Genomic DNA, 16,560 nt, shown 5'->3' on the forward strand with positions numbered 1-16,560 from the left:
TTAATATCCCTTCTTAAACTAAACTGCTCCGTTAGTTTGAGTACAATCTTTAACAAACACCATACAGTCATTACCTTAAGTATTCAATTTTCCTTGTTATTCTTCCTCCATTAAATGGCCCGATTGTGGAATAATAAAAAATCCTGCTTTGATAAAGGATTTCTAATCAAGCCTTATTATAAATTATCAAACTTTGTTTTAAATGATCACGTTGTTATGTCGTTACATTATAGAAAAAAAGCTCCCTTTTTAAAAAAGGAGCCTTTTAAACAATAAATTCTTTGATTTCTTCATAAAGATACTCAATGGCATCATTTGATTTAAACTTTTCATGTTCTGCTAGATACACAGTGAAACTTTCCGCATCTTCATTGGTCATTAACAAGTTCAGGCCGTTCAATCGCAAGAACGTAATGAAAGTAGCTAATGCTGTTCGCTTATTCCCATTATGGAAAATATGCCGCTTTGCTATAGAGTGGTAATAGCAGCATGCCTTTAATTCAGTACTAGGAAACATTTCCTCTCCGTACATTTCAATTTTAGGGCGTTCCAGCATGGCTTCAAATCTATCTTGAAATTTGATTCCTGCCTGATCCATGTCATTGTGTCTTTTCATGATGGTATAATGGATTATTTGTATTTCTCTGCCTGTTAAATATCGCACTGACACTTTTTTTATATCCCCCTAAACTCCACCATGAGACAATTATCTATCTTTAAGGTTTATCAAAGCTTCATCATAATCTTCAAGCACACCGTTTAATACTTCAAGAAATTCAATGTCAAATCCTTTTGGAAGTTCAACAGCCTTAACTTTTCTATAAAGAAGCTCTTGTGTTTCTTCATTAAATTCAACTTCAAGCGTTTCGCCTTTTTTCAATTTGAGTCTTTCAGCAACTTGTGAAGGTATTCCTACAGACAAACTATTTCCTTGTTGGTGAACTTTTCTTTGGTATTTTCTCTCCATAACTAACTCCATTCTGCATATCTCCTTCCTATCTTATCCATATATATGCAGCTTATACGTTAGAGGATAACAATTTTCTAACATTGTTATGTTGTTACATTATAACACGATTGTTTGCACTGTAAACATCCTTTAAGCAATTATGTACAAAAAAAGGGCAAAAGCCCTCTTTCTTCTATTATATATACGCTCCGTATTTTACTTCATCCGCTCTACGGAACTCACCAGCAATATATGTATTTCCATAGCCGTCTTTTTGGGGGAATCCCTCCATGTGAGCATCACGCACTCTCATGCGTTTGCCGCACTTCCAGCAATTCACGTAAATCTGAGAACGCTTGATACGGTGCTTTCCTCTGTCTCCACAGGTACATATATAATAAGTTTGGTACAAATCGAGGTCAAAAAATGCTTCTGGATTAATTTCTGCTGTTTCCTCTTCTTTCTCTTCTTGGGGAATGGGATTTTGAGGAATATCTTCTGTCACTATTTCTTGGGTGGCTGCTACTTTATTATTACTAATACTTGATTCAATAGCTTTCTTTTCCTCGTCCTTCTGTTGTCTCCGCTGTTGGAAGAAATTCGCTGGTATATGAAAATCCAATTTTTCGGGATTTTTAGGAGTTTGTTCACTTGAAGCGAAAACCCTCATTAGGCTTTGGACTATCATCATAGAACTTTCTTCACTGTATCCGGATAGCTTAAACTCCATATTCTTATTGCCTTCGTTGAGCTTTAACTCTAAGTTAGTACACATATTTTCCTTCTCCTTTCTATATTTTCCATTTCACATTTTGTTCGCTATTGGTCAACAGGATACCCTAAAAAAATTTAATTAAACCTTTTAAAATATGAAAATATTTAAAAAAACCCTCCTTTTTAGGAGGGCAGAAGCTAGATTTCTACAAATAAGGATTCCATCTGTCTTTTTCTACATTTAAAGGTTCTTCTCTTTTCAAAGCCCTCGGTGAATCTCTAACACCTTCAACGGTGGGGTCTTGAACAAGTCCTAGACTGGATAAAGCAATGAATATCGCATTAGCAAAAGCTATTACCCACGCTTTAATTTCTTCCGTCAATGAAAAATCAGTCCAGCCAAGAGCATTAGCTGCGACCAGGAGTAACTGAACGATTATCATAATCTGAGAAACAAAGCCCGATACCCATAACCAATTTTTAAAACGGATCTTCCAATTAATCATTATTTGCCCTCCTTATGAGTGCGATACCAAAGAGTAATTGCAGCATATACGGCTTGGTCATTGGTCAGGCTTTTGTCTTTGGACTGTTTCTCCCAGCGATCACTAGTGAAAATTCCTTTTTCTCTCGCAAACTTAAATGCCGCTTCCAATTCTTCAAACTGCCAATCTGCTAAATTCATACCTTTCTTCACCTCCGGAGTTGTTACAACAGGTTTAGGAGTTACAACAGGCTTAGGAGTTACAACAACAGGTTTCGGTGCCAATGCCGGAATAAATTTATTAGCCTTGTTTGGGTCATAGCGAATATTAAAATATTCCAAAATGGTTTTTGCATGGACTTCCGCTTCTCTATCATGTGAATGATCCTTGTTTAAAAAGATTAAAGGGAAATCGTCTTTGTTTGTCATGAATCCATTTTCAGTGAGCAATGCGACCATTCGTGTTTCTCTTAACTCGTGAAAATCGTTCCAAGTACCTCTCACAGATGGATAAACTCCATTGTGATATAAAGGGAAGCCTGCTTGTTTTGCATATTTCGCATATATCTCAGCCGCTTTTTTCCCTACCGCAGACGTACTCCAATAAAAAGCCGTGTATCCTCTCGTACTTGACCCTGCTGCATTTGAATGAATGGAGTAGTAAAGGTTTGCACCCCAGCTATTCGCCTTATTAGTGCGAGTTTGCAAAGGTACATCACGACCAAATGGAGGTTGCACAACAAGAGTTTGTATCCCGTGTGCTTCAATTACTTTTTTTGTTTTTTCCCCTACAATGGCATTATGCGTATGTTCCTCATACGCAACCCCATTTACAATGACACCTTTTGAACGAGCTTCCTTGAAAGTATTAGATCCATGACCGTATGAAAGACAGACTTTATATGGCATTTTTCATCATCCTTTCAAATAAAAAAACCACTAACAATTGTTGTGGTTTCCTTAGCCAGCCTTATTTTCTTTTTGAAACTTATCGGATTGTTCTTCCTTTTTCTTTTTAAGTTCTTCTATCTCTGCGATTAGTTGCTCATTCTGAGATACCATATCCTGATAAAGCGTTCTCCATTGGATAGCAGAAGTGTAAATTTCTACGAACTCGGTTTTAAATGCCTTGTTAATTTTTATTGACTGTTCCTGAGTTAATCGAATTCCTTGCTGGTTGTTCATTATTTTTCCCCCTTTCTTCTGGAGGTAATCCCTCCGCTATTCTTCTTTGACGTTCCAAAAATTCTTCCCTGATTTCCGGCAGACTCATTTTCTTTTTTTCTTCAATGAAAGCTTTCTTTTCTTGAAGGAGTTTTTGCAGGTTTTTCCCTTTTAAATCAGGTCTTTTCAGCCACATTAATCCCCTTATCTTTGCCCTTAAAGCCTTTTCGTTTGGGGGCATCCAAGGCTCTTCTTCGAGCTCCTGTTCCTCTAACCCCGTTTCTGGCAAATTCATATTGAAAATATGCTGCATTCCACAATTGGGGCAAGGATCGGTTGTTAGATTTTCATACTGACCAAATTCATCTACAAATTTCGGATTGAAATTCTCAATATCCTGTACAAAAGTTTCCCCACAATCGCAAAGGATTGTAAGGGAAGTGGGAGAAACTTCTTGAATTTGCGGCATTAAATCCCTCCTATGCTGTGTATCTTCCTCTCCAATAACGATAATTATTAACCGTATTTCCTCCATTTACATAAAGCCAGAATCCATTAGTGCCAATATCAATAGCAGCGACATCTGAACCAGATAGAATATTTGTACTTGTACTTGCAAGAGAAATACTAGCCGGAACATAGCTTTTGGGCGTTCTGAAATTCACTCCAACACCAGCAACGGATGTCGAAAATCCGCTTGTCATTCCTCCGACTCCGCAAAATCCAGTTTCTGGCGTGTTCGTTTCCCAAAATCCTCTTGTGAAATAGGTGCTGTTTCCTCGTGCTCCAACATCGTTAATAGACATTCTCGCATTGACACGCAACGTATCATGAAGCTCCGTTTCAACACCATCATGAACGGTAAGTTTCACCTTGCTGTACACGCCGAAATTCCTTAAATCCCATCCGTAATTAAGCAAATGAACGGAAGCTGTCCATTGAAATTCACTAGCGTTAAATTGAAGCATATTACCAATGAATCCACCTCCGCCACGAATGGAAACATTTCTATTAAAAAAGAGGGACTTTTGATCTATAGAACCCTGATTTCCGATTGTAATGGAATTACCGACCGTAATGGAAGAATCAATGTTAAGTGTTCCTCCTGTAATATCAATATTAGAAACGACAACTCTTCCATTCTGCTGAACCCGGAAAGGTGCTAAAGCTCTGGAGGAATAGGTAGCCCCTGCCCAAATACGAATATCTGTCGAACCCGTTCCAGCCGCTGTCATACCAGCGTTTGTCACTTCCACGGTTACACCTGTTAAGGACCCCGTTTTAATCACTCCTGCATCTAAACCAGCAGTAGAAATCAGATTACTAGTTAACGTATTTGATGCTATGTTTAAAGCTGTTATGGTCTTTCCTGCAATTTTGTCTCCAGTGATGGTTGATTCTTCTATCTTTTCGGTGGTTACAGCAAAGTCCTCTAGCTGTATTGTTCCAATTTGCCCCGCCATTTCACCCAGATCTGTTCGGGTAAATTTCTCCCATTCTATACCGTTCCATTGCTTCCATACGGCTGGCTGCACATTGGTATCAAGCCAAAGCTCATATAATTTAGGATTACCTGGGGGCAATTTGCCTTTGGTTATTTTCTGTTCGGCATATTCAACAATATAATCCGTTGCCGCTTTTTCCGCTTCAGTAGAACGGCTGTCAATAATGAAATGCTCTGCCGCTTGTATCGCAACATAAAAAGGATTAAGTGCTGCCTTGAAATTATCTTCCAAGGTCTGCAAATAATCCTGTTCCGATACGGTAAAGCTATTTCGAGCTATCAAGTCTGACATAAGGGCATTTATTTGATTATAAACAGCATTGACGTTGCTATAAGTCACGGCCAAATAGCTTTTTTCTTTCCCAGCTGTCAAATACTGATTATTAAAAACCTCTTGATATTGACCGTCTACGGTCTCTTTTGTTCCATGAAGCACGTTTTGTCTTTGCTTTAACGCTGTCAATTCAGCATCTTTCTGTGCTTCCTTTGCTTTTTCCCATGCGCCTTCTGGATCTTCGGCTCCAATATCTCCGGGGGCTGTTGGTGCTGCTTTCTCCCAGAACCCTGTTGAAGGGTTATACGTTCTAAAAATGTCAAAGAAGGGATTAGTGGTATCCACCCAAATTGCTTCTAAATCGGTCGGAGGAACAGCACTACGAATGGTTCTTGTGCCTCCTGATTCCCATTTAGTCGCATTTCTAAGAATGGTTTGCCGCAAACTTCCAATGGCAGCAAAGGGGCTTTCCTTCCAAATATCTCGATAATCGCCAATAATCAACTTGTCTCGGCTGGAATCGGATTTGCTCCAGATATACTCAACGATTCTGGCTGAAACTAATAGCTGTGGTTGAAAGTCGAAATTCTGAACACTAAGCCCATCACCCATTCTGAGCTTTTCATGGTCGTATCCGGTTATTTTTTCAAGGTCTAATACCCCGACTTCATAAGTCATTTTCGGCTTGCTGAGTTGTTCAAGTCTTCTCCGGGTCCACATCAAAAGCCTGTCAGGAGTGATTTTTCCGGTACCATTCCAAGTATAAACACCAAAATAATGCTGTCTTTCCCCGTTTTCCTGAAGGACTCCAAAACGCTGAAGGGCTTCTTCATCACCAATCCAATCCTGCCCTAAAGGTTTATCCTTGGCAGAAACGGATTCAAAGGTTAAATACCCATCTCCTTCACCTCGGGCAAGCCCAATCAATGCCGTATATACCTGTTCTGCACTTTCGGTCCTTCTAATAGAAGTAGCATTATGGTCATAAGATACAATAATTCCGGTATCTTCTCCCCTGCGCTCTACAAGATCCACATAACATCCAGTGACTTTTCCATGAGTCAGATTTACACGGAAATTAAATTCCCCATCAAACTCTGAAGCTCCGGTAATAATGGCTTGTACCGCTGTCTGATGTTCCTCAAAAGTAATGGTTTTTGAACCGAACCATTCAACAATCCCAAGCTTCCACCTTGTTTCTCCAAGAACGGCTTTCAGATATTGCTCAGCTGTTACACCGTTAAAGGTGGTTGGTCTAATAATCCTTCCATTCAATTCAAGAGCAAGGTGTTCCGCATAAATTTTCTTTTCATCATCTTCTGTGTCGGCTGTCTTGATCTCAAATATCTGGAGGTTATTTTCCTTATCAGTAGTGATAACCTTATTGCCCACAATGGCAGAACCAGCACTTTCATGATAAGAAGACATGGTAAATGTCAAAGTCATAAAAGCATCATTTAGCTTTTCATGGATTTCATCATCCCAATAATGGGCAGCAGCCGAATCGTCATTTTCTAAAATCGCTTCAATTTCTTCAGCTTCATTCAGTAGATAAATCAATTACAACCACCTGCTCCTATATGAAACTTCCACATCTGCCACATCAGAAGGCTGAAAACCAATCGCATTGCTTCCCGGTTTCAGTGAAAAAAGATTGCTTACCGGGTTAAGGTATTTCTTGAACGGCATACCATTCTTCGTGATTTCTTTGGTGTAATGGTCAATTTCTATCACATCATCAGCCCGAGCAATATACTCAACTTGATTTTTCTGAATGATATTTTGCTTATAAACGTCCAAATGGTCAATAAACATTCGCTCCCTTACCGGAATCGGAGCCGTTCCATAACCAGCGATATAGATTTGAACTTGCGCTAACTTCTTGGTGAACTGATTTTTGGAGTCTACAAACTTTTCGTATTTTCTCGTATGGTGCTGTCCTGTCTTATAATTAATGATTCCTATATAAGCCTGAAATCTGCTCCCTGTTTTAATGAATTGCATTTGCCCGGTAAAGTCATTCCATACTCCCGGCTTATCTCCAGACCCTTGTAAGATATTGACTCCATTGACATCCGAACCGATTCTTATTTTCGTATCCACCAGCATGGAAGCATTGTACCGATCTCCAATGTACATTTTTCCGATAATCTCCGAATTGACATCAAGCAAATACAGCTCAATCCTGCCCAATTCTTTAGCAACATTCGTCTTGAATCTTGGGAAAAAGTCAATTTTCCAATTATCCAAAGGCTCAGGCAAAGACCGTTTCCTAGATGGCCCATGCCAATTGACTCCAGTACCAATATCTTCATAGGTGACATAGCCTGTGCCGACATTCTCTATTCTCATACTTCCGGTTGCTGTACCATATTCCACTCCGGTTGTAGAGACTTGCCAATTCGGAAGAGATTCAAACCTTTCATATAAAACACGAGTGAATAAAGGAACGGCTGTCTCGGTATCCACATCAACAGGCTTTCCTAAAAAAACTTGCTCATTTTCATTTTCAGTCGCATATAGAAAGACGGTTGTATCCTTTTTAAAAGTAGCTCTTACAACCGGGAACGTTTTATAGGTGCCATCCACATTGATGTTCGCCGCTTCTGTTCCTAATGGAATAGGTGCCAATACCTCGTATTGGTCAAAAGCAATAGGGTCAGGACAAATGAATTTCAAAGTACCCTTCCCAATTTTGACGATTTCCTCTAAATCCGTATTCCCATCTAATTTAGCCAAATAATATTTATCAGGCTCCTTTTCGAGCACCAATTTTTCAGGGTTTTCCGAGTAAAGCCATTCAGCAATGGTTCTCTTGGCATCATTTAAAGCACGAACGTTTTTTTGTCTGATTCTAATTTGAAAATTAAATTCTAAAACGCCCAGCTTTGTTTTTCTATGATAAGCTCCGGGTCTCCCCGGCACTTCTACTAAGTCATTGTCAACTGGAGGAAGAAGTGACCGATAAACCTTTTCCACGACAAAATAAGCTTGGCTCGAAGTTTCTTTAAAGGTAAAAGACAATTAACGCACCTCCCCTCTAGCTCTTCTTGCCCTTGCTTCTGCTTTGTTTTGCAAGTCTTGAATATCCTCATAGGTTTCTTCAGCAATTTTCTTTCCATTAAGATTGACCTGGAATACATAAGGTCCGCCAGCCGCTTGAACCGCTCCGGTGTTTGCGGAAGAAAAATTCATGAAGGGATTGCCTAAATTTCTTAATGCTCCCGTGATTGACGATTGGGGAGTAATATTTGGCTTCGGAACAATGGCTTCCGCTGCCTTTCCTGCTATATTCCGAATCTCTCCAAGCATATTGTCTGCACCAATAACAAAACCTTCAAATGTCCATTCTCCATATTGCTTTAACAGCTTAGATGGACTTCCTAGCTGTAGCTTTGCAGCCAATTTTTCTTTGAGTGCATCCACCACATTTCCAACTTTCGTGCGGACAGAACCGATCATATCCCCTATACCATTGATAAAGCCTTGAATGGCATCTTTACCAGCTTGATATAGATCAATATTTTGAACGATTCTGAGCATATCACTTTTAATCTCTTCCCATTTTGCACCGAGAGCACTTTTCATGCTTGTTAATCCATCAATCAAACGTTTGATTAACTCTCGACCAGCAGCAAAAGCGATAATGACTGCCGCGGCTAACATGAAAGAGATAGCATCAACAACGATTTTACCTATGTTGTCCATGAAGTTTTGCTTTTCCATGTTCGTGCCTTCTTTTACTTTTTTGACGATGTTTTTCCCAGCATCCTGCACTTCAGGCTTAAAATGCAAACCACTAAACCAAGCTTTAATGGTCTGCCACCATTCTTCTAGGGATTGATTCCATTTTTCTTTTGTATTGGTAAACCACTCCCTGATGGAAAGCCACCATTCATCCAACTTAGCTTTTGAACGAGAAGGCAATGTAGAAAACCATAGACTGATGCCGTTCCACCAATCTTCAAGGGATTGACTCCAATTATTTTTTGTATCAATAAACCAAGTTTTGATGGAAGTCCACCATTCATCTAATTTGGCTTTTGTTCGGGAAGGCAATGTAGAAAACCATTCACCAATACCAATCCACCAATTTTCAAGGGACTGCTTCCAATCATTATATTTAGTGCCAATCCATGTACCGATGGACTGCCACCATTCAGATAATTTCGCTGATGTTTTTTCAGGTAAAGAACTGAACCATTCACCGATTGGGTTCCACCATTCAGATATTTTCGTTTTGATTTTATCTGGCATCGACCCAAACCAATCATGAAGGCTTCGTCCCCATTCAGCATACTGACGTTTATTCTCTTCATTTTGAGCTTCTAGCCAAGACTTGAATGCCGAACCCCATCCAGCTAACTTGACAGGGATATCCTTTTTCGTTTGCTCAAACCAAGAATTGAAGGATTTTTTCAACTCGTCCAGTTTTTGCGGAACAGTATCTGGCGAATTTCGAATAGCTTCCCGCATCCGATTCCATGCATTCGGTAAATCTTCAGTGAATTTTTTCTTTACATCATCCGTATCTTCTTTCCATTTATTAGAGACTCGGCTCCATAATGACTTCAAATCTTCAAGGTCTGAATTCCATTGAGTTTTTACTTTCGCCCATTGGGATTTCACATCTTCAGTATCTTTTTCCCACTGATCCTTGACTTTTTTGACTGCGTTTTGAAGTGGTGGACCAAGTTTTTCCTTTACATCCTCAGTATCTTTTTCCCATTGGGTTTTCACTTTCACCCATAGAGATTTCATATCTTCAGTGTCTTTTTGCCATTGTTCCTTTACTTTACTAACTGCATTTTGAAGTGGCGGACCGAATATTCCGGCGATTTTTTCCCAGCCTTCTTTTAATGCTTTCCATAGTCCATCGACTATTTTGCGGAATTTTTCGCTTTTCTTGTAGGCAATGACGATCCCAGCAACCAATCCAGCAATTAATGCGATTACAATGCCTATCGGGTTTGCTAGCATTGTGATATTCAGAATACGCATGGCAGCCGCCATTCCTTGAATAATTCCCTTTACACCGCCACCATATAAAGCAAATGCAATCATAGCTGCACGATGGGCGTTATAAAGCAAAATGGATGCCTTTTGTACAGCGTTCATGACCTTTTGAGCTGTAGCAATTCCAGTTACAACTGTCTTGTATGTGATTAAGGCAGTAACTAACCCGGCAACAATAGGAACAAACCCTTCCCATTTCGTTATAGCAGCTATAATATCCGTTAAGAATTTCAGTACCGGAGGGAGAGTTTTCATAAGAACACCGATGGCACCAGCTAATACGGTTCCTACCATTGGTGCGATTGCCCCTATAACCTGAAGCAAATTGTTAAATATCGGAATGAGTGCTTTACCAAACTCTTTTAGTCCATTAGACTGGCCATTTATCTTCTTTACTGCACCAAAAATCAAATCTGGTAATTTCTTAAATTGATCACCAAACCACCTCATAAAAGCCCGAATATGAGGGATTGCCGGCTCCATAATATTTGCCATGGTTGAAGAAATGGAAGATTTCAAACTGTCAACGGAACCTCGCCAACTGTTTTTCATTTCTTCCATGACTCCACCCATTTTTTTGGTTTCTCCTGCTATTCCTTTTGTGCCGTTTGCTATTCCATCAACAAGCATATCAATGGCTTCTTTGGAATTAATGGCACCTCCTGTGATTTTCTTTTCCATTTCATCAGCAGAAAGGCCAAATTTGTTAGCGAGAATGGTAACGGCAGGAACCCCAACTTGCTCTAGGCTTCGAATGGGACCGAGTGACAATTTGGAACTAACTTGCATTTGACCAAATGCTGTAGTCAGCATATCCAGCCCATCTGCACCACGACCGGAAGCCGCTGCCGCATCCCCTACCGCCTTTAGGGTTGGAATGACTTTCTTAGTGTCCATACCAAACGCAACCATGTTTTTTGCCGCAGTCGCTAATTGAGGGAATGCAAAGGGTGTCGTTTTGGCGAACGCTAAAACATCAGCCATAAATATTTCTACCTTTTGAGCATCACCAAGCATAACTTTTAGAGCGATTCTCGCATCTTCAATAACCGATAAACGATTAACCCCGGCACTTATTAATCCTCCGGCACTCATAACACCAAGTGCCCCACCATATTGTTTTACAATACCAATCGCACTTTTAAATGGGGCAATAATACTTCTTCGCACGGCATTTCCGATAGAATTTGAAGCTCTTTCGAACGAAGGGCCAATTTCGCTGGCTGTCCGAGCTACATTCGTTGTTGCTGAAGCCGCCTGTTGAGCAGCAGTAACAGCCCCCTGCATACCACTGGAGACCGATTGCGCCAACGCTTGGCCTTGCCTGTTGAAGTTGGTCGCAAAATTCCGTATGACAGTCCTTGCACTTTGATCATTAGCTGTAATTCTTATATTAGCCGAGCCTACATCTGCCACAATTCCACCTCCAATTTAGAGGTATATAAAAAAAGAAAAGCCCCCTAATTAAGAGGACTTTTCTTCTACCTTCTTCCACCACTGAGCCGTGATGAAGTTTGACCTATTCTGATTTTCTGAGTTGTTTGCTTTTATTACATCTTCAAAAGAACTTTCTAAGAAACTGTCTAAATGTGCGCCTTTATTAAATACGGTATCCAGAACAAAGCAAATCGATTGGAAAACGCTAGAAACTTTTGTTTTGTTATCTTCCCATTTCTCCCTCATGGCTTGGATGTATTTTCGCTCCAACCAATCTGGAGTATGCTCCATAACGTATTCTTCCGAGTATCTAAAATGGCTGCTCACCGTCTCAATTTTAAGAACGAAATTATTTAAGACTGTTTCCCATTCTGACTGTCCTCGATCGCCTGACTTTCCTCGTTGGCCTGTTGCACTCTCTGATTTATCCATTCCGAAATGTCCGGCAGATCCCGCTTGAATATCTTCTTGTATATCTGACGGACCTGAGAAAAAGTTTTGGTGATATTTGTTTTCTCCACGTATAGAAGGATGACATCAAGCATTTCATTCGGGTCTAAATTTAATGCTTGTTTATCTTCTAAATCTAGCAATATAGAGAAAATACGAATCAATTGTTCTTCCTTAATGCTCTCTAAAACAAGAGCAATCCTTGTAAAATCATCGAGATTTTCATCGAAAAGGATTTCCTGCGCATCGTTATAAACCTTTATGGCATCAATCCCAAGGAACTTCACAATCTTAATAATCTTATACATGCTGATTCTCGGTACTTCCAAAGTACCGCCATTGGTCAAAGGAATTTCACCTATGTTTTTATCAATATCAAGCTTGTTCAATACTTTTTCCACAGTGGTCACTCCCCATGTAATTAATAGACTTACTCAATTTATAATGTTGCTTTGTACCTTGCTACGGCACGTTTCACCGCATCTATATAATTATCAAATTCGGGTAATCTTGTATTTCTTCGCCCAGCAGCCGTGTTAGTCGTAAAAAAAGAAGTGCGCTGTAAAGTTGAAATTTCCAACTGAACCCCTGCACCTCTGGTCGTTATATTCACAATATTGTTTGCTTCTGCACCAGCAATTCCTGAGCCTGCTGGTTCTATCTCCCAAGGAATACCCACTGCCGTAAATTCTTCGCCAATCAGATTTTGTAACTCTATATCTCGTCCACCAATCTTGGTGTTTTTTACTTTGGTATCACTGTAGCCGTGATAAGCAACCGCTATATCATTTTGAGCTACTAATCTACGACCATTAGGTTCATCATAATTGGTGCTAGTTACATGCATATCAGCATTTCCTGCGCTTAACTTCGCATCAAAAATGTAATAAGAATCATCTGCGTCAGCCGAAAACTCGGACAATTCACTGCATCCTGCTTCGATTCCGCCACCATGGGGCGTAAAATAAATGACTCCAGAAGAACCTTTTTTCATTCTAAGATCAAATTGAATTCTCATTTTATATGCTTTGCTTAGTTCATTAAAATTACGGTATAAATCAGCCATTTACGAACCCTCCCATGTAGATAGAAGATGCTGTAATGGTTCCAGCTGTATTCACGCTATACCTAACATGTTGATTGTTATCCATAAGCACTTGATAAGAAGTTTTTTCATCAGCTATTAAATCCATTCCTTCATGAGTTGACCAGGTAATTCCATCTTCTGAAACATCTACATCAACAATTCCATCCTGTGTAGCTTGCAGAATAATAGATACACGATTATGCCCGGTAACATTAATAGCAGGAGAGAAATATACCCCAGTAGAATCTTGGATCATCGTTATCTCAACGTATTCTCCATTGTCAGTCGGTTCCTCTGTGACAGGCGGCTCCTCTATGATGGGAGGTTCCTCTTCGACAGGCTCTTCTGTGACAGGTGGTTCCTCTTCAGCAGGAGGTTCCTCTATGACAGGTGGCTCCTCTTCAACAGGAGGTTCCTCTGTGACAGGTGGCTCCGCAGGAGATTCCTCTTGGTCTACATATCCCCCTCCTGCTTCATCAGGGAAAGGAGGTAGTGCTTACGATTTGTTCAATTTCATAATAAACATTCTCTTCTTGTGCCACATTATCAACAGGAAATGCCGACAATTGCAATGGCAGCAATCGCTTTTCTTTTGAGTAGGTCTGCTCTTTATCTTCACCAGATACTTTCGCTTTACGGATCACGCACATATAAAGGGAGCCGTCTTTCTTCTGACTAATCAGCGCAAACGTATGGAAAGGAACGTCTTGCACTGTACCATACCCAATACGCTTATAGCCCAGCTCCGTAATAGGAGAAACAGTTGCAGTTGTCGTAAACGCATTTTCCAAAGGGCTTGTTAAATAAATCGTATTGCCGTTAATTCGGGCGATTTTCTTCGTCTCACTTTTAGACTCTTCGGTAATGCCTATAAATCCACCTTCGGCAAAACCAGATCCAGAAGCGACTTTTAAAATCGTTGCATTAAGCGCTATATCACCCGTTAAACTTGTAGACGTTCCCAGAACAGGTGAACTTTCTATAATTGTTCCACCAATCAATGCAAGCTTTCGATTCTCAACCGTATTTTCAGCAAGATTGGTTTCGAGTGTATGCTCCCAAGAAGTGATATCAGTATCAACAGCACCAACAACCTGATCTACTTCAAACTCTTCTGTATCAAAGGAACGAGAAGTGGCGATACCGTCATTGGTTGCCCCTAAGTCCTGCCAGCCATCTTCCAAGGAATAAGGTGAAGCCGTGTCCATAACGTCACTAATCGTATCAGGATACGTGCCATCATACGGCTTAAAAACTAATCGTCCGGGTCCTCCAACAATCCTGTCTGAATTTACCTTATATATATCTCCCATTAGTCTTTAACCTCCTTAGCTGCCTTAACTACATTAACTACCTTACCATCCTCAACTTCCCTAACTTCCCATCGTGAGTAATTCAGTAGCAATTGCGCTTCATCTTGCGAAATATCGCCTTCCTCACCTACATCCAAATATTCTCCCGGTGTTATGGTAAGGGGATTTTTATTGCCTTCTCTCGAAAACTTCAGGATTTGAGCTCCATTGGTTTCATCTGTTGGACCTACCACTTGAATTTTTGAAATGGTACTCTGGCTTTTTTCTGAAGTCTTTTTCGTATTAGTCTTTTTTTGAGCCATTGCAAACCCTCCTATGCTTCTAAATGTTCCATTCTCATATAAGCCCAAGCTTCATATTTTCCGGTAACTTCATCCCTATCCGGCAAAGGATTGGATTCTTTTTCAATCCAAGCACCCCTTAACTGAATAGAGGATGCATTGCGCTCCAAGGTATTCATCACATCAATCAAAAGCTGCATGGCATCAATATCGCTATTTGCCCTTACAAGGATTTGAAGCCGTGTATATCCATTTCCTCCTGCATTTCGTATAAGAATGGCAGGCATTGCAATGTTCGGCGGAAATAGATTTCCGTAAATGCGCTGTGTAAAAAGAGGTTTCAACATTTGGATAACCGGAGGGATTGGATCAACGTAATCAATCATAAGAACCTCCTACAAACCCAAAGTATTTATCACCTGTGTTGCCGCGACATTTTGCATACGCTCTTGGGAAGTATCTAAAGCTCTGGCAAATATGGCATAACTTTTTTCAAGGTAAATGGCATATGCCACATCAGCTCCGATTTTCAGGACGGTCTGGTTTCCTTCATTCTGGATTTCATTAATCGGTTTTCCTGAAGGACTTCCTCCTGTGGAATAGCCAATCGAATTTATATATAAACCCGTGTCGATATGGTTCTCTTCTCGGGTAATGCTTTTTGCTCGGTCAGCCCAAACCATTCCAGAAGCTTCAACTACCCTTTTCTTTGCTGTTTCAAGTTTCTGGGGTGCTTCCCTCTGAAACCAATTTAAAGCTCTTCTATCCAGCTCCACATGAATGTTAATACCGGCTCTTGCCAATATCCTCACATCCTTTTTACTGCGACTTCATAATGGTGCAGTTTTTTTATGCCGTAAACCGGAACAATGTTGACAACAGAAAAAGAACCCGGCAAAACCGGATTCCCTTCCTTGTCAGTGACATTGGTTATTTCTTCAACAAGCGATATTTCAGGATTCGCATCAAAGTAAAAAATATTTTCGAAAAGAAAATCAGTTCCGGTTTCATTTGCGGCAGCTCTTTGCCGAATCTGATCAAAACGGCAAGGCACATTCACGATTTCCACTTTTTCGATAATATCCCGGCCATAAGGGTCTTGACCTGTCACCTGTCCCTGTGTGAGCAATGAACATCTGTGAATGAGTAAAGTGCGAATTCTCATGGCCTACCTATCCTTTCCGCAAAACCTGAAACAGTCCGACTGTCGGCTTGTATCGGTATGTCTTTAAGATAAAGTCTAATTCATCCATGCCAGTAAGCTCCCCACTTCGTGCAGATTCTTTATGCACTGTGAAGGAACCCAAACGGATAATTTCATCATGGCTCATAGCTTCTTCTTTTGGTTCCGGGTTATCCCAATACCAAATGTATTCAACCAGCAAAAGCGTGGCTGTTCGCATGTCAGCTTGAATAAACGTGTTCTCCGTTTCAGAAAAATCCCTACTTGTAGCTCTTCTTATCCAAGCATCTGCTCGTTCAATATAACGCTTTATATCCGTATCCGATAATTCCCTCACTTCCTCAAAAGAAGTGAGGTCTCGGATTTCTGAAGAGGTTATAAACATTAGGCTTTAACAATAAAACCAGAACGAATACGAGCAAGCAATTCTGCGCTTGGTTCTTCAGGAAGTTCAGCTTTCTGATCTCCAGTAAGCGTAAAGCCCGGCTCTGCATATTGGGTGTCCGGGTCTTTCAGTTTAAACTTTCCGCTATATGGATTTCCTGAATTAGAAGCTTTCTGAACGTCAAGGGCTGTCTTTTCTTCTGTCGTTAAATCAATATCCTTATTTTCCGTTGGCTCAGTGGAAGAAGCATTGGCTTCACTGATATTTTTGGCAGTAGACTTTTTAGCTGTTTCCTTTTTTTCTGGCATGGTTAACCCTC

At 40.3% G+C, this 16,560-nt stretch carries 21 protein-coding genes; all 21 read right to left on the reverse strand.

Annotation, left to right across the window (positions count from 1 at the left end; genetic code table 11):
* Window positions 1-265 precede the first annotated feature (265 nt).
* The 21 genes from F7731_RS23425 to F7731_RS23530 all read right to left on the reverse strand — a co-directional run bounded on the left by F7731_RS23425 (window position 266) and on the right by F7731_RS23530 (window position 16,549).
* Window positions 266-670, reverse strand: coding sequence for a type II toxin-antitoxin system death-on-curing family toxin (locus tag F7731_RS23425; protein WP_246197418.1), 405 nt, complete (start codon window positions 668-670; stop codon window positions 266-268).
* Between the two features lie 36 nt (window positions 671-706).
* On the reverse strand, window positions 707-979 hold the full coding sequence (locus F7731_RS23430; RefSeq protein ID WP_151537215.1) for an AbrB/MazE/SpoVT family DNA-binding domain-containing protein: 273 nt from the start codon (window positions 977-979) through the stop codon (window positions 707-709).
* Between the two features lie 166 nt (window positions 980-1,145).
* A complete protein-coding gene (locus F7731_RS23435; RefSeq protein ID WP_151537216.1) occupies window positions 1,146-1,724 on the reverse strand; it encodes a hypothetical protein in 579 nt (192 codons plus the stop codon).
* A 145-nt stretch (window positions 1,725-1,869) separates the two neighbouring features.
* Window positions 1,870-2,169 (reverse strand): phage holin, encoded by a 300-nt coding sequence (locus F7731_RS23440; protein WP_151537217.1) that lies wholly within the window; start codon window positions 2,167-2,169, stop codon window positions 1,870-1,872.
* Window positions 2,169-3,056 (reverse strand): N-acetylmuramoyl-L-alanine amidase family protein, encoded by an 888-nt coding sequence (locus F7731_RS23445; RefSeq protein ID WP_151537218.1) that lies wholly within the window; start codon window positions 3,054-3,056, stop codon window positions 2,169-2,171. The genes F7731_RS23440 and F7731_RS23445 overlap by 1 nt, the downstream gene beginning before the upstream one ends.
* A gap of 51 nt (window positions 3,057-3,107) precedes the next feature.
* The gene (locus tag F7731_RS23450) at window positions 3,108-3,332 is read right to left on the reverse strand and encodes a hypothetical protein (RefSeq protein ID WP_151537219.1); all 225 of its coding nucleotides are present in this window, start codon (window positions 3,330-3,332) and stop codon (window positions 3,108-3,110) included.
* A complete protein-coding gene (locus F7731_RS23455; RefSeq protein WP_151537220.1) occupies window positions 3,280-3,780 on the reverse strand; it encodes a hypothetical protein in 501 nt (166 codons plus the stop codon). Before F7731_RS23455 ends, F7731_RS23450 begins: the two co-directional genes overlap by 53 nt.
* 10 nt (window positions 3,781-3,790) lie before the next feature.
* The gene (locus F7731_RS23460) at window positions 3,791-6,649 is read right to left on the reverse strand and encodes a phage tail spike protein (RefSeq protein ID WP_151537221.1); all 2,859 of its coding nucleotides are present in this window, start codon (window positions 6,647-6,649) and stop codon (window positions 3,791-3,793) included.
* Window positions 6,650-8,113, reverse strand: coding sequence for a distal tail protein Dit (locus F7731_RS23465; RefSeq protein ID WP_151537222.1), 1,464 nt, complete (start codon window positions 8,111-8,113; stop codon window positions 6,650-6,652). It lies immediately after the preceding gene.
* A complete protein-coding gene (locus tag F7731_RS23470) occupies window positions 8,114-11,521 on the reverse strand; it encodes a tape measure protein (protein WP_151537223.1) in 3,408 nt (1,135 codons plus the stop codon). It lies immediately after the preceding gene.
* A 48-nt stretch (window positions 11,522-11,569) separates the two neighbouring features.
* Window positions 11,570-11,974 (reverse strand): hypothetical protein, encoded by a 405-nt coding sequence (locus F7731_RS23475; protein ID WP_151537224.1) that lies wholly within the window; start codon window positions 11,972-11,974, stop codon window positions 11,570-11,572.
* Window positions 11,896-12,393, reverse strand: a complete 498-nt coding sequence (locus F7731_RS23480) for a hypothetical protein (protein ID WP_151537225.1) — start codon at window positions 12,391-12,393, stop codon at window positions 11,896-11,898. The genes F7731_RS23475 and F7731_RS23480 overlap by 79 nt, the downstream gene beginning before the upstream one ends.
* Before the next feature lie 38 nt (window positions 12,394-12,431).
* Window positions 12,432-13,058, reverse strand: coding sequence for a poly-gamma-glutamate hydrolase family protein (locus tag F7731_RS23485; RefSeq protein WP_151537226.1), 627 nt, complete (start codon window positions 13,056-13,058; stop codon window positions 12,432-12,434).
* Window positions 13,051-13,335: a hypothetical protein gene (locus tag F7731_RS23490; protein ID WP_151537227.1), complete on the reverse strand. Its 285-nt coding sequence runs from the start codon at window positions 13,333-13,335 to the stop codon at window positions 13,051-13,053. Before F7731_RS23490 ends, F7731_RS23485 begins: the two co-directional genes overlap by 8 nt.
* 220 nt (window positions 13,336-13,555) lie before the next feature.
* A complete protein-coding gene (locus F7731_RS23500; protein WP_151537229.1) occupies window positions 13,556-14,392 on the reverse strand; it encodes a hypothetical protein in 837 nt (278 codons plus the stop codon).
* Window positions 14,392-14,694: a hypothetical protein gene (locus F7731_RS23505; protein WP_151537230.1), complete on the reverse strand. Its 303-nt coding sequence runs from the start codon at window positions 14,692-14,694 to the stop codon at window positions 14,392-14,394. The genes F7731_RS23500 and F7731_RS23505 overlap by 1 nt, the downstream gene beginning before the upstream one ends.
* 11 nt (window positions 14,695-14,705) lie before the next feature.
* Entirely contained in the window at window positions 14,706-15,059 is a 354-nt protein-coding gene (locus tag F7731_RS23510; RefSeq protein ID WP_246197420.1) for a hypothetical protein, read from the reverse strand.
* 9 nt (window positions 15,060-15,068) lie between these two features.
* Window positions 15,069-15,476 (reverse strand): HK97 gp10 family phage protein, encoded by a 408-nt coding sequence (locus F7731_RS23515; protein ID WP_170289789.1) that lies wholly within the window; start codon window positions 15,474-15,476, stop codon window positions 15,069-15,071.
* 5 nt (window positions 15,477-15,481) lie between these two features.
* Window positions 15,482-15,838 (reverse strand): hypothetical protein, encoded by a 357-nt coding sequence (locus tag F7731_RS23520; protein WP_151537232.1) that lies wholly within the window; start codon window positions 15,836-15,838, stop codon window positions 15,482-15,484.
* A 7-nt stretch (window positions 15,839-15,845) separates the two neighbouring features.
* Window positions 15,846-16,193, reverse strand: coding sequence for a hypothetical protein (locus F7731_RS23525; protein WP_246197421.1), 348 nt, complete (start codon window positions 16,191-16,193; stop codon window positions 15,846-15,848).
* A 47-nt stretch (window positions 16,194-16,240) separates the two neighbouring features.
* A complete protein-coding gene (locus tag F7731_RS23530; protein WP_151537234.1) occupies window positions 16,241-16,549 on the reverse strand; it encodes a hypothetical protein in 309 nt (102 codons plus the stop codon).
* Window positions 16,550-16,560 lie beyond the last annotated feature (11 nt).

The sequence above is a fragment of the Cytobacillus depressus genome (assembly GCF_008923245.1).
Lineage (GTDB): Bacteria > Bacillota > Bacilli > Bacillales > Cytobacillaceae > Cytobacillus > Cytobacillus depressus.